Annotated in this window: 18 protein-coding genes; 5 read left to right on the plus strand and 13 right to left on the minus strand. The window is 36.5% G+C overall.

Going from position 1 to position 19,811, the window contains the following annotated elements; translation table 11 throughout:
- Positions 1 to 52: 52 nt before the first annotated feature.
- The 8 genes from A3K93_RS09120 to A3K93_RS09155 all read right to left on the minus strand — a co-directional run bounded on the left by A3K93_RS09120 (position 53) and on the right by A3K93_RS09155 (position 10,486).
- Positions 53 to 1,366 (minus strand): hypothetical protein, encoded by a 1,314-nt coding sequence (locus A3K93_RS09120; protein WP_067730915.1) that lies wholly within the window; start codon positions 1,364 to 1,366, stop codon positions 53 to 55.
- An 11-nt stretch (positions 1,367 to 1,377) separates the two neighbouring features.
- Positions 1,378 to 3,663: a DUF6160 family protein gene (locus tag A3K93_RS09125; RefSeq protein ID WP_067730917.1), complete on the minus strand. Its 2,286-nt coding sequence runs from the start codon at positions 3,661 to 3,663 to the stop codon at positions 1,378 to 1,380.
- Between the two features lie 23 nt (positions 3,664 to 3,686).
- Complete coding sequence (locus tag A3K93_RS09130) at positions 3,687 to 4,436, minus strand: hypothetical protein (protein ID WP_067730919.1); 750 nt, start codon at positions 4,434 to 4,436, stop codon at positions 3,687 to 3,689.
- 23 nt (positions 4,437 to 4,459) lie between these two features.
- Positions 4,460 to 6,733 carry a hypothetical protein gene (locus tag A3K93_RS09135; RefSeq protein WP_067730921.1) on the minus strand — a complete coding sequence of 758 codons (2,274 nt, stop codon included), beginning with the start codon at positions 6,731 to 6,733 and terminating at the stop codon, positions 4,460 to 4,462.
- A gap of 239 nt (positions 6,734 to 6,972) precedes the next feature.
- Positions 6,973 to 7,542 (minus strand): dCTP deaminase, encoded by a 570-nt coding sequence (gene dcd, locus A3K93_RS09140; protein ID WP_067730924.1) that lies wholly within the window; start codon positions 7,540 to 7,542, stop codon positions 6,973 to 6,975.
- 173 nt (positions 7,543 to 7,715) lie between these two features.
- Positions 7,716 to 8,996 carry an iron-sulfur cluster carrier protein ApbC gene (gene apbC / locus A3K93_RS09145; RefSeq protein WP_067730926.1) on the minus strand — a complete coding sequence of 427 codons (1,281 nt, stop codon included), beginning with the start codon at positions 8,994 to 8,996 and terminating at the stop codon, positions 7,716 to 7,718.
- A 142-nt stretch (positions 8,997 to 9,138) separates the two neighbouring features.
- On the minus strand, positions 9,139 to 9,423 hold the full coding sequence (locus tag A3K93_RS09150; RefSeq protein WP_067730928.1) for a hypothetical protein: 285 nt from the start codon (positions 9,421 to 9,423) through the stop codon (positions 9,139 to 9,141).
- Positions 9,424 to 9,679: 256 nt separating this feature from the next.
- Positions 9,680 to 10,486: a hypothetical protein gene (locus tag A3K93_RS09155; RefSeq protein ID WP_067730930.1), complete on the minus strand. Its 807-nt coding sequence runs from the start codon at positions 10,484 to 10,486 to the stop codon at positions 9,680 to 9,682.
- A 185-nt stretch (positions 10,487 to 10,671) separates the two neighbouring features.
- Here A3K93_RS09155 and metG point away from each other — a divergent pair, with 185 nt between their 5' ends.
- Positions 10,672 to 12,729, plus strand: a complete 2,058-nt coding sequence (metG, locus tag A3K93_RS09160; RefSeq protein ID WP_067730933.1) for a methionine--tRNA ligase — start codon at positions 10,672 to 10,674, stop codon at positions 12,727 to 12,729.
- Positions 12,730 to 12,784: 55 nt separating this feature from the next.
- On the opposite strand, the gene A3K93_RS09165 is transcribed toward metG, so the two are convergent.
- Entirely contained in the window at positions 12,785 to 14,377 is a 1,593-nt protein-coding gene (locus A3K93_RS09165; protein ID WP_067730935.1) for a DUF6119 family protein, read from the minus strand.
- A 166-nt stretch (positions 14,378 to 14,543) separates the two neighbouring features.
- Between A3K93_RS09165 and A3K93_RS09170 the strand changes: the two genes are divergently transcribed.
- Positions 14,544 to 15,512, plus strand: a complete 969-nt coding sequence (locus A3K93_RS09170) for an MBL fold metallo-hydrolase (protein ID WP_067730937.1) — start codon at positions 14,544 to 14,546, stop codon at positions 15,510 to 15,512.
- A gap of 75 nt (positions 15,513 to 15,587) precedes the next feature.
- On the plus strand, positions 15,588 to 15,770 hold the full coding sequence (locus A3K93_RS09175) for a hypothetical protein (protein WP_067730939.1): 183 nt from the start codon (positions 15,588 to 15,590) through the stop codon (positions 15,768 to 15,770).
- A 10-nt stretch (positions 15,771 to 15,780) separates the two neighbouring features.
- Here the strand turns inward: A3K93_RS09175 and A3K93_RS09180 are convergent, their stop codons facing one another.
- Positions 15,781 to 16,404 (minus strand): LysE family translocator, encoded by a 624-nt coding sequence (locus A3K93_RS09180; RefSeq protein ID WP_067730941.1) that lies wholly within the window; start codon positions 16,402 to 16,404, stop codon positions 15,781 to 15,783.
- A 239-nt stretch (positions 16,405 to 16,643) separates the two neighbouring features.
- Complete coding sequence (locus tag A3K93_RS09185; protein ID WP_442855636.1) at positions 16,644 to 16,793, minus strand: NF038215 family lipoprotein; 150 nt, start codon at positions 16,791 to 16,793, stop codon at positions 16,644 to 16,646.
- Between the two features lie 198 nt (positions 16,794 to 16,991).
- Here A3K93_RS09185 and A3K93_RS09190 point away from each other — a divergent pair, with 198 nt between their 5' ends.
- A complete protein-coding gene (locus tag A3K93_RS09190) occupies positions 16,992 to 17,852 on the plus strand; it encodes a 1-aminocyclopropane-1-carboxylate deaminase/D-cysteine desulfhydrase (RefSeq protein WP_067731717.1) in 861 nt (286 codons plus the stop codon).
- Between the two features lie 19 nt (positions 17,853 to 17,871).
- Here the strand turns inward: A3K93_RS09190 and A3K93_RS09195 are convergent, their stop codons facing one another.
- The gene (locus A3K93_RS09195) at positions 17,872 to 18,195 is read right to left on the minus strand and encodes a DUF4870 family protein (protein WP_067730945.1); all 324 of its coding nucleotides are present in this window, start codon (positions 18,193 to 18,195) and stop codon (positions 17,872 to 17,874) included.
- A gap of 177 nt (positions 18,196 to 18,372) precedes the next feature.
- On the opposite strand from A3K93_RS09195, the gene A3K93_RS09200 reads away from it, so the two are divergent.
- Positions 18,373 to 19,572 (plus strand): NAD(P)/FAD-dependent oxidoreductase, encoded by a 1,200-nt coding sequence (locus A3K93_RS09200; protein WP_067730947.1) that lies wholly within the window; start codon positions 18,373 to 18,375, stop codon positions 19,570 to 19,572.
- Between the two features lie 3 nt (positions 19,573 to 19,575).
- On the opposite strand, the gene A3K93_RS14910 is transcribed toward A3K93_RS09200, so the two are convergent.
- Entirely contained in the window at positions 19,576 to 19,743 is a 168-nt protein-coding gene (locus tag A3K93_RS14910) for a hypothetical protein (RefSeq protein WP_157883272.1), read from the minus strand.
- Positions 19,744 to 19,811: the final 68 nt, after the last annotated feature.

Below are 19,811 nucleotides of genomic sequence, written 5' to 3' on the forward strand. Positions count from 1 at the left end.
TTTGCAATAAAAAAAAATCCCGCTGATATAGCGGGATTTTTTATGGCTGTGGTTAGCAGAATTTATAACCACCAAAGCAGTTTGGAGCAAAATTTTGGCCTGCTAAATTTAAATTATTTAAAGGAAATTCAATTAATGTTGGGTTCTTAATTTCCCCAACATCAAGTGCAGCCGTTGCAATACAACCTAATAGTAAATCTCCACACTCTCGTGGTTTTGAAGTTAAATCGCTATTAATACCAGCTATTGTTTGCTTTAGCACTTCAGGAGTAATAATAACTTTATCGGTTGGTGAAATACTTCCTAAATCAACCTCATCTTCCATTGATAACCACCACCCTTGGTTAGCAGCAACGGCTGCTCCAGGCCACAAAACATTTATAGATTGTAAAGATAAGGATGCTGGATTATTCAAATATAAAGCATGAATTAAACCTAGATTTTGAGTAACAGTAATATCTGTTTTTAACCCAGTTAAATAACCTGTAATATCTTTTTTTAATGTTAAGAATCCATCTAGCAATTGTGCTTCTAAGGGTCCACTAAAATTAATTGTATCAACTGTGCCAGTACCTTTTAGTTCTACTTCTTTCATACGTGTACCTGAAACTATCGTAGATGGAATAGTAAAAGGTGCATTTGTTTCTTGTAATTTAAAATTATACACATCAGCTGTGTAATGTAAGTCCAAAGGTAAAGTTATACCAAATAATTTGCCTTTTACTGCTCCTTCAATATTTTGTCCAGTAGAGGAAAAATTCATCTCCCCCTCAGCTGTTCGTGCAACTCCTGAAGAAGCTTTAGTTTTCATATATCCACTAAAACTATTAATGCCATTTGGTGTATTACTATTTTCAAGCCCTAAAGTTAATAGTCCACTAATTTTTTCTGCACTAAGACGAAACCCAACTACTTCTCTTATTGATGCTTGATCTGGATTTTTAATAGCCAACTGAATAAATGGATTTACAATTAATGCAGAACTACCTGCACGTGCATTAGCACCTGATAAAGAATCAGTATCATAACCAATACCCGGATATCCACTTAAAGCTATATGATCAATATCAATGTCACAGCCATTAGCCCCATTTGTCCCCCCACACCCTAACTGCAATTTTTTTATATTAGTATTAATTTCCATCTCAGCTTCGAGACCAAGTTTGTAAAAAGAAAGATTAGACTGATTATAAGTATTTCCAATCGCATCATTTTGATTAAAACCTTTTTGCACTTCCATCGATAACAAAGCTTGACCATCGATAAAAGATAATTCTTTGTCATTTAAAGGCATCATTGCAAAATTATATGTTCCAGAACAACATAGTGCTATTAACATACATTTTTTGATTATTATATTCATCATAAAATCCTTTTTTATCTTGGTTTTATCCCTAAAGTACTACGCAGTGTCCCACCTGTAATCGCTAAATTTGCCATATTATGAATATTACTATCTGTTTGCATAGCTAGGTTGGCACGAAAAACATTACTTAAATCATTGGTATAATTGAATTTAATTTGATTATCTAATACAACAGTATCTTTTTTTACCTGAATTTTTGATGCCAAACCTAAATGCCCTTGTATTTCTTTGATCATAACTGAAGAAACTTCTTCATTAATACCATCACTATCGATATTGCTTAAACTAAAATAGCTTCCTAAATTTTTTTCATCCGTAGGGGTATCATTTAATGGTCTAAAAATAAAATCTGCCTCAAAAGATAAGAAGTTTTTTTCTTTTGATGTATCGTTCGAGTCTTCTAGCCCAGGTATAATTAATAAATTACCACTACCATCCAGTTTAAAAGCGATATTTGTTAATACATCTTCTCGATCCGTAAAATCAAAATTAGAATCAGGATTTTCAGTACTTGGCAATTTTCCTATTGCAAGTTCGGCATCTGCTGCGAAAAGTAATTTATTCGCAATAATTTTAATACCACGCTCTTCATAACTTATAGTTCCATTGGACTCAAAAAATGCATCAATATTACGAAGTCCAGCATAATAATTATTATCACCATCAATAATTAATATAGAGGTTGTACTTGGTGAGTTAGTTACTTTATCTATCCCGTAACCATCAGTAGAAGCAATAACATTGTATGCAAGTGCTTGCTGATTATTTACAGTAGTTCCTGATAACGCTATATTTGCATTTAAATTATAAATTGGGATGCCAATTCCCCAATTACCTGAACTTGTCGAATCCCCATTATCATTTGAAATAAAGTTTGCACTTCCCGCAATGGCTTGAAAGTCCATCGCACGAATTGCAATTAAAGCTACATTATTAGCAGAAGCATTATGATGACCAACTAAGGTTTGAGTTACTGTATATTCATCACTATAACCTAATACCTCACGAATCTTATTATTAATCTTAAATTCTAAATTATTGGCTTTAATGGTATTAATATAAATATCGCCAAAATCAATATATGCCGATTTTTGGCCAGTTAGTGTTCTTAAGTCTCTAAATTGAATAGCGTAACTATCTTTACCAGTATGACCTAATTCTAATGTAGTTGCGGTTAAATCTTGGTTTTTACTTGCTTCAGTTTCATTTACAAATGCAGCTGATAAATTTAGATGTAATCCGCCACTTTCTTGACCATAGCCATTATTAACTGTTTCTAACTGACTCAACGCATTCTTATCTTTGCCATTTGTAATATCAAAGGCATTTAATGCAGTTTGCCGTAACGGAAGTCCATCTCCACCTTGAGTCGCACCTAAAGATAGACGCGCATCTTTAACACTACCAGAAATACCATATCTCATTATATTTTTTACGGTAGTTTTTTCATCAGCATCTTTGTGATGATATCTCAAATCAAAATTTACACCTGCAGCATGTGCTTGTGTTGCCTCACCATTGGCATCTAAAACTGGTGTAGGTGTAAGATTAATATAGCGTGTATTTTCAGTAGATCCATTATTACTTGTCAGTACTATTCCTTCGACTGGATCTATATAAATATAACCTGTGCCAGAAAAATTAAAATTAAAATTATCAAGTGCTAACCCATAGTCACCCATGGTGTGCTTAATAGACGCATTACTTAAATTAAAATTAATATAACCTGGTGCATTTTTGTTAAACAAGCCTGATGTAGTTTGTAACACTAATTGAAATGGTACAGCTGTACTAATTTCGAGCCCACCCATTGAATATTCTTTATAATCACCATCTAACCTTATATTATTGGTATGTTGTTTACAGATAGCACCTCCCGTACATTCTACCTCAACCAAATTAAGTTTCGAGTTTAGTTTAAAAGGTGAAACTGTGAAGGACATACCTATGCCAGTTCCATATGCAGTTGTACCAACATCAAGCTCTAATTTACTATTTATTGCTTGGCCATCTAATCCATAAATATTTACATTATGTAGACCCATACCATTTTTAGTTATTTGACTGCCATTTGGATCATACCAATTTAATTTATCTATAGTTGCAGCAGGGCTTTCGCTTGTAATTTTTCCATGATCGTCTTTAACAATAGCACCTTGAATTTGATGGTTAATAGTTATGCCATCTTGTCCAGTAATATGACTCAACTCTTTTTCTTGTAATAGTTGTAAAGCATAACTTTGTTGTGCAAGTAGCAGACATGCTGTCAATAAATTTAATTTTATAGTTGTTTTCATCTGTTTATTCCTAAGAATTATGTTTAACAGCGTCCAGTGCCATCACAGTTATAACTAAAAATTTTAATATTACCGTTTATATGTAAATTTCCATGTACATTAATCCCCATAAATCCTTTTTCAGCACCTGAATCAAACCAATTTTTGGGTATACTATCAGTTTGTACATCATAGTCAGTTATCTCTTCATTTGTTTTATAAATATCAGTGTTTAAATAACCTTCCGTATAAGTTTTACCTGTTGTAGATACTTCTGAGTCTCCAGGAAGTATTTCCTTTGCATTTTCTACTGCTAAAGTTTCAAATCCTAAATTTCTAATTTTAAATGGATATTTATCCTCAAAACTAATTTTCAGTGCTGTTTGTTGACGCGTATTATTGTTATTTATCATTCTTGTAATAGTAGTTCCATCTAATGAAAATTTATCAATCTGTACTGTGCCTTGAACTCCTTTAAATACTAACCATTTTTTATTTCCATTTTCATCAAGATGATTATTTGGTGCAATTGCAAGGCGGCACAAAACTTTTTTTAATCCACAGGCAGTTTCATCTAATTTATAATAGACTTCAAAATCATTTCCTATCCCTGTAGAAATCTCATTTATCTCCATATTGGTAGCATATTCATGATTTAATGAAAGTGTCCAATTTAAATCAGCACCACCCTGCCCAATGGCTTGTGTCAATTGGTCATTTGACAAATTAACTAAAGCTGCTTGCGAACCTAATGAAAGACCAAACAAGCTACTTAGAAATAATCTTTTTAACATTATTTACTCCATCTGTTGTCAAGTTATAGTCCTGTGGTCTTAATTTTTAAATGCTGAATTAAAACACCATCAATTACAGCTGAACCGAAATTTTTTGTAGTACCATTGGTATCTTTAAATACAATACCTGTTGCATCAACCCCGGTTTTCGCTTTAAGTAAGTTATTACCAATTACCTCTGATGTACCAATTGCTATACTACTATGTGTCGCATCTCGGCCTTGATATTTTGGAGCTGTATCTATGCTCGAAGCTTGTATAGGCGTTCCACATGATGAAACATTACAAGTTCTGCCTTCAAAATGCGACCGATCCTTTGTATCAACAATGTCCGTATAATTCTGATAAATTTTCTTATAAATATTTTGTTCATTAGGAATCCGCGTAACTTCTAAAATAATATTGTTACCATCTGACCCAACAATAAAAGGTTGATACATATTACCAAGTACTAAATTAATATTTGGGCTATAAATATATAAACCTTCTGTTGCATCAAAAATAGGGGCTTTTAGGCCTACTTTCATCGCTGGTGTTGAATATTCATCATCAAGATCATCCTCTGTTGCTGTACTTATTCGAATACCTTTAGCATTCAATAACCTATTTTTTACTGCAAAATCGTTTGGATTATTTTTATATTTATTGGCTAATTCCTCAGTTTCAATTGATATTAACTCTAAATCCAACTGATTTTGATTCAGGAAATTGTTTAATAACGCTAGCTTAGTGTTATATTCATCCAGTTGCTGTTTAGATGGATTCGATGGCAGCTGTGGAACATTATTGTTTAAAATTCTCGCCTGTGTAATTACAGAACTATCAGTACTATTAAATTTTTCTAACCGAGAATATAGACGTGTATCTATAAACTTTGCATTTTCTGGAGAATTATCTGTATTTATACGTAATAATCCTGCTATGCCTAATGTTTGAAAATAATCTCTATTAATAATATCTTTATTACTCTCTAATGTAGGATCTGGCCCTAGCGTTTGAAAAATTCTGACTTGAGACCCATTAAAACTCAGTCCATTAGCTACGACTTGTGCACGCAATCTATAATCAGAATCTAATCCATATATAGGAGCACCCGTTTGTGGATTGACTTGTGAATTAGAGCTTAATTCGCGGGAAAAAATATCTGTCCAAAAGCCAAATTTAATATTATTATCCATGTCTGAGCCATCTATTAACGCTAATGGCGCCTCTAGTGCCAAGAAACCTATTTTTTGTAATGTACCGTCATCTATAAATTGCATTACATTTTCTGAACCAGCACGGAATAACCAAGGGTTATCACTACTTCCCCAATTAAATGCTTGATTGCTATATCTTGTGCTTAGTGATCCATCATTCTTAGATAAAGCTAACCCATAGATAAATACATCAGCTTTAGTCCTTAATGAACCAACTGTACTTTGTGATGCAGTTTGTCTTGCTATTGTTTCGGCTAGTTCAAGTATATTTAATTCCGCAGCACCTTGAGCAGCCAATGCTTCTTTAATAGCATATTCATCTGCCCGTTGCGCTAAGATTAAATTATATAATTCATTTATTTTTTCTGTAACCTCTGGTGTAATTACATCATCAGTGCTTCTAGCCCCATAGCGAATCTCGATCATTTCAAGCGTGTTATACATTGCCGCTTGCTTTGAGTTAGTATCACTCCAAATAGTATTCGCTGCTCTCTGAAACTTGGTTGTACCATCGTTGGTCAAACTTCCACTAAGTCTGTAATACTGATCATAGCGAGTATTGTAATAATCTATAAACTCTTGCGTTTCGACGTATTTTTGCAATTCTTGATTACGATATAGTTGACCATAGTTTGATTCAACTTCATCCAATATATTTCCCTGATTTTCATCTATATATTCAGCATTTTTTGCATTATATGTCGCCTGATATACTCCAGCATATAAATCTTGGTCATTTTTTGCTGTGTTATAAGCATTGTGATAAGTATCTTTATATATTTTATCATATGCGCGTTGACCTAATATTCTGTAATTCTCTCCCGTCGGAATAATGCGAATAAAACCAGTATCGTATTGAGTAGGATTAATAATTTTTATGTCTTGACGATTATAACTTGAGCCAGTCGACTTATCATTAGCTCCTTGAAAAACCATCTTAAAATCTTCCAAAACCAGCGCAACACCTTCACCCGTCGACTCAGATAAAGAATGATCTGAAAGCTCCTGCATCGCATATGCAGATGGAAGCATGCTAAAAGCTACAGCAAATGCCAAGTAACGTTTACGAAAACGATGAATACCATTTGATTGAGTCATCTCAAACTTCCTTCTTATATGATGCTCCGCATCTTTATTTTTCAGCTTCCAAGCCGCTGATCTTCAATTTCTTTGACGAGTGCTACGTCTAATTTTTTATAGATATACTTTTGTATTATGCTTAATTTTTAGCTAATTTCCAAAGACTCATGATCAAAATACATAAGTTTCCGATGAATGAATCAGACAAAAAATAAGCGGAGTAAAATACTCCGCTTATTCAATATTTTAGTCAGTGCTTACGCTTTCGGTAAGGTTACGCCAGTTTGACCTTGATATTTACCACCACGGTCTTTGTACGATGTTTCGCAAACTTCATCAGATTCAAAGAACAACATTTGTGCTACACCCTCACCCGCATAAATACGTGCTGGTAAGTTTGTAGTGTTGGAAAACTCAAGTGTCACGTGACCTTCCCACTCAGGCTCAAGTGGCGTTACATTTACAATAATACCGCAGCGTGCATAAGTCGATTTACCCAAGCACACGGTCAACACATTACGTGGAATACGGAAATATTCAACCGTACGTGCTAATGCAAATGAGTTTGGCGGAATGATACAAACGTCTGATTCAATGTCAATAAAGCTTTTGTCATCGAAGTTTTTCGGATCGACAATTGCAGAATGCACATTGGTAAATACTTTAAATTCACGGGCGCAACGCACATCATAACCATAGCTTGATACGCCATAAGAAATGAGTTTTTCACCATTTTCATCTAAACGAACTTGGTTTTCTGCATACGGTTCGATCATGCCGTGTTTTTCGCTCATTTCGCGAATCCAGCGATCAGACTTAATTGCCATTGATATAAATCCAAAAATCATAAATTCAATAATTGAGACGTACTTTAACTGAATTTGACTCTAATGAAAATAATTGAACCGATATGTTGTTCCTCAACACTTCAAAACCGTTCAAATTCAAATTTTACGGACAAAAAAACCTGCACGGATGCAGGTTTTTGAATCGTGATATTTTAGAAAATACGCGACTGATCTTTTTCTACTTTTGGCAATTTTGCTGCAATTTTTGCTGCAATCTCTACATAACTTTCTGCGGCTGCATCTCCTGCCATCACAGACGGCGTACCTGCATCGGTATTTTCACGAATTGAGGCATTTAAAGGCAGACGTCCTAATAATGGAATATCGTACTGCTGAGCAAGTTGATCACCACCACCAGTACCGAAAATTTGTTCTTCATGGCCACAGTTCGAACAAATATGAGTCGACATATTTTCCACGACACCCATGACCGGAATCTGTACACGGTTAAACAGCTCAATCCCTTTAGTGGCATCAAGCAATGCCACGTTTTGTGGTGTTGTGACAATCACAGCACCAGTGACTGGAATACGCTGCGCAAGCGTCAATTGAATATCGCCTGTACCCGGTGGCATATCAATCATCAAGACATCTAAGTCTGGCCATAAGGTTTGGTTAAACAGCTGCATCAACGCACCTGTTGCTTTTGGTCCACGCCAAGCCACCGGCGTATTATTGTCCCCGGTTAAGTGCCCAATAGACAGTACCGCCATACCATAGGCTTCAAGCGGAACAAACTGCTCTGCTTCGATCATAGGTGTTTTGCCTGCATTGCCAAGCATGGTCGGAATACTCGGACCATAAATATCAGCATCCAAAACACCGACTTTTAAGCCTTGTTTTTGTAGCGCCAAAGCAAGGTTGACCGTGGTTGTAGACTTACCTACACCACCCTTACCTGAAGAGACTAAAATGACATTCTGAATACGAGGATGCTTAGGTACGTCACGTTGCTGCGGTGCGGCTTTTTGGATTGGGGCTTCTGCTTGCTGTGGTTGATAATTGGCATTGGCTTGCTTCACTGCATCTTGGCTTGATGAGGCATCAACCACAGGTGGAAGATTAGCTTTCGGTGCTTTAGCATTTTGACTTGAACAGCTTTCACCTTCTGCATGATGATGTCCACAGCCGCCTTTTTCACCATGTTCACCGGTTTTATGTTGGATCACATGCATATTCAGTTCTTGAATACCGCATTTTTCCAATGCATCTGCCAATTCATCATGAATTTGTTGTAATTGGTCTTTTTCACTTGGTACGGTATTGATGGTGATTTGCAGCACTGCGCCTTGTACATTGACTTGCGTAATACGGTCTTTCAGGGCGTTATTGGAATTTGGCAAGATATAGGTTTGTAGTACCTGTTGCACCGCTTCTTCGTTAACCCCCTGTGAAGGTTTAAAAACCGATTTAAGCGAAGAAAGCCACGACATAGGTTACTCCAAAACTGTGAATAGTCATCTGAATGGCCTAGTTTAACGAGGTTTTCAAGCAAGGTTAAGTATTGCTTTGAACATAATCATCAAACACCCTTAAAAAACCAAGCAAATTGCTTGGTTTTTTAAATCTGATCGATTAAGCCTGATCATCTTTTTTAAATTTATTTAAGGTTTCTGTGGCTTTCTGTTTGAGGTCATGCAATTTTTCAGTGGCTTGTACTTTTAAATCACCTAACTTTTCAACGGCATCTTTTTTCAGAGTCTCGGCTTTTTCTTTCGCTGCTTCTAAAGTCTGCCCTGCGGTTTCTTTCAGATGATCGAGATTGGAGCTAGTTTCCGATTTTACCGTTGATGTATCGTTTTTTAAGGCATCTACAGTTTCTTTGGCATTTTCCTTAATCGTTTCGGCTTTTTCTTCCACGGCATGTTGGGCTTCTAGGGCTTATTCACTGACCTGATGTTTCACTTTTTGTGTGTTTTCTTTTAGTTCATTGACATGCTTATTGCTACTCATGTATTGATACTCCTATGCAATTTCACGTGATTTGCATATAGATATACCGCGACAACAGCCAAAATTCGGTGAAAGCTGCATTTTGCAACAGAGTTTCAACACAATGTTGCATGTCATACAGCTGTGCTTTACATCCCAAGATTAGCTACTCAGTCAGCTAAATTTAAACCCGCACGGTAGACATAAAGCTAACTGCTGAGAATAGCCAAATAAATAAAATAAAGCTGCGCGCTTGATTAAAATGATCGATGTCTGTGCCATGCAGCATGTTGTGACGGGTCATGGTCACAGTTGAGCTTGAGTCCATCTTATAAGCTGCGAGTTCTGCAAAGTACGGATTCATTTCAGTGGCAATTTTAGATTTATGCCACAGGCTCTTAATTTCATTGCCTTTTAAACCCGGAACAATTTTATAGACATCGACAAACTTGGTGCCGTTTTGTTTTAAGAACCCTGTTTTGAGCAAGACATCAGTCAGGATACCTTCAAGCTGTGCGTAGATATTCGGGATACAGCCGCTATACACACCTAACTTATACATCTTAAAGCTTTCAAGCAGAATCGGACGGCGCTTGGCTTTGAGGTCTTGATTTAAGTCTAAGGCATCAAATGCATTCAGCATTTCTGTTTGGAAAAATTCAGTATTGATTAAATCGAGCAAATTGAATTGTTCAATATTTTCAAACTGATGAATCTGCGGCCAGAAATGCATGAGATTTAATGCATCATTGGCGACTTTAGCGCCTACGGGTTGATCGAGCTGATCGGCAAGTACATTAAAATATTCATCTTGTTGAGCAAGTTCATGCAAATGATTGATCAAAAAGGTATGTTCACCTTGCGAGATCTGATCAAGATAATCCTGTGCTTGATTGAGAATTTGCTTTCCTAAAGTGGGCAAGCCCTGCACATTCGATTTGATACGTTTAACGGGTTGATCATCTTCATAATCATCAAAATCGTCGTACATGTAAAAACCCTCAAAAATTCAGCTGAATCCTAAATTATCCCTGATATCGATCTGACAATATAGTGATAAAACTTCTGCAATCTTTGCTATTGAAAAAGATTTCACCAAAAGCCTTATGCAACAATCGCGTATCTCATGTAAAATTATCGCCCATTGCAAATAAATACGAATGAGAGAGTGAATCCGTGCGTAATATTTTAGTTACTAACGCCCTTCCATACGCGAATGGCCCAATTCATATGGGTCATTTACTCGGTTATATCCAAGCTGATATTTGGGTACGTGCGATGCGTGCAATGGGTCATAACGTGACTTATGTATGTGCGGACGATGCTCACGGCACAGCGATTATGCTACGTGCTGAAGCCAACGGTATTTCACCTGAACAGCAAATTGCCAACGTTCAACAAGAGCATGAGCGTGATTTCAAAGGCTTTAAAGTCGACTTTGATCATTACGACTCAACCAACAGTGCAGAAAACCAAGCACGTGCCTCTGAGATTTATCTTAAAAACCGTGAAGCCGGCAATATTGCTGTTCGTCCTGTTACACAGTTGTTCGACCCTGAAAAAGGCATGTTCTTGTCAGACCGTTTCATTAAAGGCACATGCCCGAAATGTAAAGCGGAAGATCAGTACGGCGACTCATGTGAAGTGTGCGGTACAACTTACAATGCCACTGAACTGTTAAATCCAAAATCTACTTTAAGCGGTGCAACTCCTGTTGAGAAATCTTCAGATCACTACTTCTTTAAATTACCGAACTTTGGTGAATACCTGCAAAAATGGACACGTGACCAAGGTCGCCTACCTGTATCGATTGCCAACAAGTTAGATGAATGGTTTGAAGCAGGTTTGTCGGATTGGGATATTTCTCGTGACGCGCCATATTTTGGTTTTGAAATTCCGGATGCACCAAACAAATATTTCTACGTTTGGGTCGATGCACCAATCGGCTATATGTCAAGCTTTGAAAATTACATCAAAACCAAACGTCCTGACCTAAGCTTTGACGATTACTGGAAAAAAGATTCTAAAAATGAAGTGTATCACTTCATTGGTAAAGACATTGTTTACTTCCACGCATTGTTCTGGCCTGCAATGCTTGAAGGTGCCAACTACCGTACACCAACAAGCTTATTCGTCAATGGTTTCTTGACTGTAAATGGTCAGAAGATGTCAAAATCTCGTGGTACGTTCATTAAAGCAGAAACGTATTTAGAGCATTTAAACCCTGAATATTTACGTTATTACTTCGCATCTAAACTTTCTGACAAAGTTGAAGATTCGGATTTGAACCTTGATGATTTCGTTCAAAAAGTGAATTCTGACTTGGTTGGTAAAGTGGTCAACATCGCAAGTCGTTGTGCAAAATTCATTAACACCAAGTTTGACAACAAACTTTCTGCAACGTGTGCAGAGCCTGAATTGGTGCAAAGCTTTATTGATGCGGGCGATTCAATCGCGCAAGCGTATGAATCACGTGAGTTCTCAACCGCGATTCGTGAAATCATGGCGCTTGCTGATAAAGCCAACCAATACATCGATGAGAAAAAGCCTTGGGCTTTAGCGAAGATTGAAGGCGAAGAACAACAAGTTCATGACGTGTGTTCTGTGGGTATTAACCTGTTCCGTCAATTGGCGGTTTACCTTGCACCTGTATTGCCTACACTCGCTGAACAAGTTCAAGCGTTCTTACAGTTAGACAGCTTTAACTTCGAATCTCGTAAGCATATCTTGGTTGCACATGACATCGCTCAATTCCAACCATTGATGCAACGTGTTGATCCGAAAGCGGTTGCTGCGATGGTCGATGCATCTAAAGATTCTTTAGCTGCCCCTGCTGAAGCGCCAAAAGCTGAGAAGAAAAAAGAGAAAGCCAAAGAGAAGAAAGCTGAGCCTAAAGTCGGTGAAGCTGAAATCATTAATATTGATGATTTTATGAAAGTTGACCTACGAGTGGCTGAAGTTCTTGAAGCGGCTCACGTTGAAGGTTCAGATAAACTCCTTCAATTGACTTTAAATGTCGGTGAAGCTGAGCCACGTAATGTGTTCAGTGGTATTCGTGAGTTCTATAAGCCTGAAGACCTTAAAGGTAAATTGGTGGTGATGGTGGCAAACCTTGCTCCACGTAAAATGCGTTTTGGTATTTCTAACGGTATGGTGTTAGCTGCGGGTAATGGCGACGGTGTTTGGGTGATTTCACCTGAATCTGGTGCTAAACCGGGTGATAAAGTGTCTTAATTATTAGATTAAGATGAGAGAAAGCCTCTACGGATGTAGGGGCTTTTTTTATAAATCAATTTTTTATATGTTTAGAAATATATATTTGTGGTTTTAAGCCAAAGAATTCTACTCTTTTTTTCCATGAATCGACGGCTAACAAGAACTGTATAGAATTTATTTCAAGTAAAGATGAAACAGGTTTTTCTAATACAAGCCAAAGGGCAGCTGACTCAAGTTTATCTTCAAATTGAATTATTCCTTGTTTAATTAGTTCTACAGCCCCTTTCGACTGCTCTATGTTATAGATTAAATCTTGAGGTTTTTCCGAAATTTTAACTGATATAATTTCATTATTTTTAAATAAATCAGCCACTTCCACTTTATAATTTTTCCCTTTAGCATCTAAAGATTGTATGGCTTTCAACTGTCGATCAAGCAATGTGTAACCGTGATTAATACTAAGATTCTCATTAAAATAATATTCACGGTAGGTTAATTTATTAGCGACATCTTCATCATTATCAATTTGACTTTCTTTACTTATTTTCCAAGCTGAATAGTCTTCTTCAATTAAATCCTGCCCAGTTATTAGCGGTATTTGTTCTAATGATTTTTTTAAATATGCTGTGAATGTTTCATTAAATTTAAACCATTTTCCACATTTAAGAAAATATTGGGCTTCTTCAAATGAAGTACAAAAATCTAGAATTTCTTTTAATGGTTGTGTGAAACGACCACTTTCTTCTATCTTAAATTTCACATGCAAATCATCAATATTTCGAACATCATGTTCTTTGATAAAACTAGAAATTATAGAAGTATCGAATGAATTTCCTAGTTCAAGTTTTGCAAGTTGCTTACGCTCTTTTCTGTAAATTAGTTCATAGTTATATTCATTAAATCTAAAAGAAATATTAATTCCAGATACATGTATTTCTTCAATACCTACAGATACATCCTCTTGCAAATAGTCCATAATTTGAGAATCTAACTCTGTTATTAACTTCGGATCAGTAACTGGCTCTAATTTTGGTAGTTTTATTACTTCTTCAGTAACCAAAGTATCAGAAATTTCATTTAGAATTTGTGCTAACTCACTTGGTGATTTATTTACGTTCAATTGCACTGAATCAGCGAAAATAATATTTTTGTCGCCCCATATGTCACAGTTTGAAGCTTTAATTTTTAGATGTTCAACTGATTCGCCTGATTCATAGCTATTTATATTAAAGTTCTCATACGAAGAAACCTCGTGCCTTTTAGTACCTGTAAAGTATCTACTTTTCTTAAGAATTGTAGTTTTCTCATCCCCCATCCTTACAGCTAGATTTATCCCAAAATTTGGTTCAATAAATTTTGCAAGATAGAAGTGAGATTTACCTAAACTCACAGCATATATTTCTTCAGGATCATCTTCATTTTTACAAATCAACAAACCAAAATGGAAAATGTTTTTTGGAGAGTTATTTTGAGACGTCAAAAAATCTTTATACGTCTCATGCCACCAAACATCATTACCTTCGACCTTTTCTGAAAAATAAAAAGTCATTTCATAATTGTCATAAATTTGAGTTTTTTGCTCTATAAGACCAACTGACTCTAGTTTTTCAAGCAATTGCTTCATTTCAGAAAATTTTAATTTATATATATTGTATGTATTGATCATTTTTTCATCTAATTTTATTAATTACTGATCCTATAAATTTGTACAAAAAATGTAAAGTGGTTTATCACGTTCGTCTTTAGAAAAGATAATCTAATTTAACTCTTTCAAAATTTCACAAAAAAATATGATAAAAAAGAAGTAACCCTTCAAAACTTATAAAAAACCTATGAAAACTTTAAAACCTCTATTGATCTCATTCGCCCTCAGCACCACAGCCCTCACCACTTACGCGACTGAACCGACTATTGCCCAACAAAAACAAGTCGCTGGCTACTACCATCACCAAATCGGCAATACCCAAATCACCGCCCTACTCGATGGTACAAACTACTTAAACCCTTCCATGTTTAAACGCTTAAGCGATAGTGAAAAAACTGACATCTTAAAAAAATACGCTGCGGTGAACGACAAAGGCATCCAAACCTCAGTCAACGCCTTTCTCATCAATACAGGCAACCAACTATTGATGGTCGATAGCGGTGCGGCTAGCTGCTTTGGCACACACTTAGGTTCAATCTATAACAACCTCAAAGCATCGGGCTATGAGCCTACGCAAGTGAATGGTATTTTCCTGACCCACTTACACCCTGACCATGTTTGCGGGATCTCAAACAACGGCGTAGCAAATTATCCAAATGCCACGCTGCATATTTCAAAAACCGAATATGACTATTGGCTGAGTCCAAACACAGTGAAACAACTACCGAAAGATAAACAAGCTGGCTTTGTAGCCACAGTTGAAAAAATTGAAGCGGCACTAGCACCGTATGAAAAAGCCAAACAGATTAAAGTCTTTTCAGATAAATCTTTACGTTTTGGCGATGTCGAATTTAAACCCTCCTTTGGACATACACCGGGACATTACAGTTTTAAACTGAAAGCTGATGGTCAGGAGGTGGTGTTTATTGGTGACATCGTACATTCACATACCTTGCAGTTTGATCAACCTGAAACAGCGATTGAGTTTGATCTAGACCCACAAACGGCAGTGCAAACACGTTTAAAGCATTTTGCTGAATATGCCAAAGATGGACAACTGATTGCAGCACCCCATTTACCGTTCCCGGGGCTTGGACATATTTACTCCAAAGATGGACAAAGTTATCAGTGGATTCCGGTTCACTTTAAAGATTAAACAAAAAAAGCACGGAGAAATCCGTGCTTTTTAAATAAGATAGCCAATACAACAATAATTTAAGCTGTCCTCATAATGAATAAATATCTTGCTGATGGAATTTTTTTAATCATTGCAACTATTACCGTGATTTATGTTGCATTTACACCTTCAATTCGACTGTCATTGATTATCTTGGCGTGTATCAGTATTTATTTTAACTATCACTGGTTTGAAAAGTTAGCATCCAGACCAAGATCTAAAGCTAAAATTTCCTAAGAATAAAAACTTACTTCATACCAAAAATAAGTTTTAAACCTAAAACCGTCATGACCGCACCCGCAGCACGGTCAAAACCCGCCTTAAATTTTAAATACACTGCACGCGGCTTTTCAGCTGAAAGTGCAACAGCGATTAACGAACACCAACCTGCATCAATAAAAAAACAAAGCAATGGCAAGACAAAGTAGTAATACAAAGGAATATCTTTCGGTAAAAGTGCGGTAAAAATACTCGCTAAAATAATCGCAATTTTAGGATTAGATAACTGGGTAATTAAACCTGTGGTGTAGGCACGTCTAAAAGACATTTGTGCTGTATGGGTTGTGTCTGAATTAATTGGCTCTTTGGCATGTTTAATAATTTTAAATGCCATCCAAAGAAGATATAAACCACCACAAATTTTAAGGGCTAAATACGCCGATGGCACAGCTAGTAAAAAGGCTTGTAAACCCAGTACAGCCAATAAACCAAAAATGGCAGCCCCAGTTCCAGTACCCAGCGCGGTAAATAAACCATGCTGACGTGAAATGGCAATTGAATTTTTAGCAACGTAAATCGACGTTGGTCCTGGACTCATCGCCCCCAACATCAATGCAAACGCAATCGAACATAAAATCCAAAATGATTCCACAACACCACCTACCTCAATATTTGGCAGGCATTTTACAAGTTTCAGCTTTGAGGAATTTCCTATTTTTCGTGAACTTTAAGCCACAAAATAAAATTATTCTCTAAAATTTATAGTTTTTATAAAATTATTCACTACATATTTGAATAAGTATAAATTTTAATCTTTAACTTATTATAGGCATACGGGAGATGAGAATATCCGACCTCCCTTTTTATATGATTGACCGTATATGAGTTATTTTAGTAACGCGTTGTTTGTTTAGGCTCAGTGCTGACATTATCAGCAAGTAACTGATAATCATGGTCATGGACAGGCACACCGCCAATAATCATGGTACGGGTTTGTGTCTTTGGTTGATTTAAACTATCTTTTTGATCACAAGCTGCCATGAAGTAGCTAAGACAAACAATAAAGAGTATGCATTGTATTTTCATGGTCGTCATCCTGAGCGAACCTTTGTTTTAGCATAACAAAAATTTCTGTATTTGCCATGATTTGAATTGTCGCAAAGTAATTCAAAAAGGCCGAATATGATGGCTATGGTATTGGACTATAATGACATTCAGTTTTGTTTATTTTCTTATACGATGTTCGACTCTATAGCGCAGCATATCCCCGATCAGCAGATTGTTTTACATGATCACCTAGTGACGATTCGGCGCTTAGACTTAGTACATCCACGTATTTCAGGAAATAAATTTTTTAAACTTAAATATAATTTTCAACATGCCAAAAAATTAGGCTTTAACAAGGTCTTAACTTTTGGCGGTGCATATTCCAATCATATTGCAGCAACAGCATTTGCAGCACATCACTTTGGTTTTAAAAGTATAGGCATTATTCGTGGTGAAGAGCTGCAACATAAAACGTTGAATTCAACCCTAAAAACGGCGCAAGACTTTAACATGCAACTTGAGTTTGTCAGCCGTGAAATGTATCGACAAAAACAAAATCCAGCATATCTAGACACTTTAAAACATTCTTATCCTGATTATTATGTGATTCCAGAAGGTGGAACTAATGAATTTGCGATTCAAGGTTGTCGTGAGATTTTGAAAGATGACGATGCTCAGTTTGATCTGATTTGTTGTGCTGTCGGCACAGGTGGAACTATGACAGGATTGATTGAAGCCAGTCAGCCACGTCAACAGGTACTCGGTTTTTCTGCATTAAAGGGTACATTTTTAAATGAGGATGTTGCCCAACTGACATCCAAAAGAAATTGGAAAATTCTTGATGATTATTGCTGTGGCGGTTATGCCAAAACCACAGATGAACTCATGCGGTTTATTCATACTTTTGAAACTCAGCATCATATTCCTTTAGAGCAAATCTATACGGGGAAAATGATGCTGGGATTATCTGATTTAATTCAGAAAAAACAGTTGAATGACGATACAAAAATTCTGGTGATTCACACAGGCGGACTACAAGGACGATCTTTTTAATCTGCCCGTGTATTCGAGTTTAAGCAATCGCTTTGTTGTCGTTAAGTGCCATTAAGCCTTTGACAACACGGTAAATATGCCAAATCAAAACTACAAGTAAAATCGGAAAACCAATTAAGGCGAACATAAGCACGAAGCCAACAATATAGCCGACCAAACTAATCCAAAAGGTTTTAATCTGCCAATCAATATGACTTTCAAGCCATGTACCACGACATTGTTCGCGTTTTAAATAATTCATAATAATGGCGATAATATTGGTCAAACCACCAAATACAAAACCTAAGATATATAAAATATAAGTAATTAAATTATGTTGTTTCAGCGCTGCAGTATCTTGCATATTTCTTTTCCTTTTTTGCTGTTGTTCTAAAGTTCTTTGGCTAATATGCCTGAGTGAAATCTATCTCACAATGAATTCTATCTGAATTTATAGGCTTTTTTACGCTGATAGAATTTTGCATCCTTCATTTTAAAAAATTGTCTATAATGCCCTCTTTTACTCTCCTTTGAGCGTTTCATGTCTTCCAAGCAATACGATGTTTTAGTGATTGGTGCTGGTGCATCAGGTTTAATGACTGCCTATATGGCGGCTCAGCGTGGTCGTCGTGTTGTAGTCGTGGAAAAAGCCAATAAGGTAGGTAAGAAAATTCTGATGTCGGGTGGTGGTAAATGTAACTTTACCAATCTGTATGTGGAACCAGAAAACTACATCTCTCATAATCCACATTTTGTGATCTCTGCATTAAGCCGCTACACCAATTGGGACTTCATTGGTTTGGTCTGTGAATATGGCATCGAATACGAAGAGCGCAAACATGGACAGCTCTTTACCCTAAATGGTGCAAAAGAGATTCTGGCGATGCTATTGGCAGAATGTGACAAAACAGGTTTGGTCGAGATTAAAACCAATTGCGATGTTAAAGCGGTCAATGCACTCGATGATCAAGGTTTCCAAGTCGCAACGTCTTTGGGCTATTTTGAAGTAGAGTCTGTCGTGGTGGCTTCAGGTGGTCTATCAATTCCGACTTTGGGCGGCTCTGGTATTGGTTATGACATTGCCAAGCAATTTGGGCATCATGTTTATCCAACCCGTGCAGGTTTAGTGCCTTTCACTTTCTCAGACGGTTTTAAAGAAGTTACTACGCGTTTGAGTGGTAATGCCGTTGAAGCCACACTTTCAAATGATTTAAATAGCTTTACCGAAGCGCTATTGTTTACCCATCGTGGCTTGAGTGGTCCTAGCTCGCTACAGCTTTCAAATTATTGGAATGTCGGTCAAAGTTTTAATATCGACTTTTTACCAAGTCTCGATTTAATTGAACTCTTCAAAGCGAAAAAACAAAGCCAGCCGAAAGTTTTATTACGCACATTACTGACTGAACATTTTCCAAAAAGCGTGGTGCTTGAATTACAGGGTCTGATTTGGGCTGACATGTCTGAGACTGCGATTGGTAACTTGAGTGATGAAAAACTTGAGAATATCGCAAAACGTATTCATCAGTTTGAAGTCAAACCATCAGGTACAGAAGGCTATCGTACTGCTGAGGTGACTTTAGGTGGCGTGGATACCACTGAAATTTCTTCAAAAACAATGGAAAGTAAAAAGCAAAAAGGCTTGTTCTTTATTGGGGAAATTTTAGATGTGACAGGTCACTTGGGCGGATTTAACTTCCAATGGGCATGGTCATCTGCACATGCCGCATCAGAATATGTCTAAGATTTATTCTAAATAATCTGTTCTTAATAGATGCAGATTACCCTTTTTTTCCATGCGTGCAATGGTGATATCCATTTTTGCAACCGCAGCTTGGATATGTTGAGGAACGGTGTGTTCCTCAGCACCGAATTGGCTTTTTATTAACTTTTTTAACAATTTAGAAAATTCCATTTTCTACCCTCCTATTTAATATTTTCTTTATAAGTTTCTAACTTTCAAAAACTTACAATGCATTATTG

The organism is Acinetobacter sp. NCu2D-2 (genome assembly GCF_001647675.1).
Taxonomy (GTDB): Bacteria; Pseudomonadota; Gammaproteobacteria; order Pseudomonadales; family Moraxellaceae; genus Acinetobacter.

What these genes read in the sequence shown, in the direction of transcription:
- A3K93_RS09120 (WP_067730915.1), bottom strand. Translation starts at nt 1,366, where the DNA reads ATGATGAATATAATAATCAAAAAATGTATGTTAATAGCACTATGTTGT.
- A3K93_RS09125 (WP_067730917.1), bottom strand. Translation starts at nt 3,663, where the DNA reads ATGAAAACAACTATAAAATTAAATTTATTGACAGCATGTCTGCTACTT.
- A3K93_RS09130 (WP_067730919.1), bottom strand. Translation starts at nt 4,436, where the DNA reads ATGTTAAAAAGATTATTTCTAAGTAGCTTGTTTGGTCTTTCATTAGGT.
- A3K93_RS09135 (WP_067730921.1), bottom strand. Translation starts at nt 6,733, where the DNA reads ATGACTCAATCAAATGGTATTCATCGTTTTCGTAAACGTTACTTGGCA.
- dcd (WP_067730924.1), bottom strand. Translation starts at nt 7,542, where the DNA reads ATGGCAATTAAGTCTGATCGCTGGATTCGCGAAATGAGCGAAAAACAC.
- apbC (WP_067730926.1), bottom strand. Translation starts at nt 8,996, where the DNA reads ATGTCGTGGCTTTCTTCGCTTAAATCGGTTTTTAAACCTTCACAGGGG.
- A3K93_RS09155 (WP_067730930.1), bottom strand. Translation starts at nt 10,486, where the DNA reads ATGTACGACGATTTTGATGATTATGAAGATGATCAACCCGTTAAACGT.
- A3K93_RS09165 (WP_067730935.1), bottom strand. Translation starts at nt 14,377, where the DNA reads ATGATCAATACATACAATATATATAAATTAAAATTTTCTGAAATGAAG.
- A3K93_RS09170 (WP_067730937.1), top strand. Translation starts at nt 14,544, where the DNA reads ATGAAAACTTTAAAACCTCTATTGATCTCATTCGCCCTCAGCACCACA.
- A3K93_RS09175 (WP_067730939.1), top strand. Translation starts at nt 15,588, where the DNA reads ATGAATAAATATCTTGCTGATGGAATTTTTTTAATCATTGCAACTATT.
- A3K93_RS09185 (WP_442855636.1), bottom strand. Translation starts at nt 16,793, where the DNA reads ATGGCAGCTTGTGATCAAAAAGATAGTTTAAATCAACCAAAGACACAA.
- A3K93_RS09190 (WP_067731717.1), top strand. Translation starts at nt 16,992, where the DNA reads ATGTTCGACTCTATAGCGCAGCATATCCCCGATCAGCAGATTGTTTTA.
- A3K93_RS09195 (WP_067730945.1), bottom strand. Translation starts at nt 18,195, where the DNA reads ATGCAAGATACTGCAGCGCTGAAACAACATAATTTAATTACTTATATT.
- A3K93_RS09200 (WP_067730947.1), top strand. Translation starts at nt 18,373, where the DNA reads ATGTCTTCCAAGCAATACGATGTTTTAGTGATTGGTGCTGGTGCATCA.
- A3K93_RS14910 (WP_157883272.1), bottom strand. Translation starts at nt 19,743, where the DNA reads ATGGAATTTTCTAAATTGTTAAAAAAGTTAATAAAAAGCCAATTCGGT.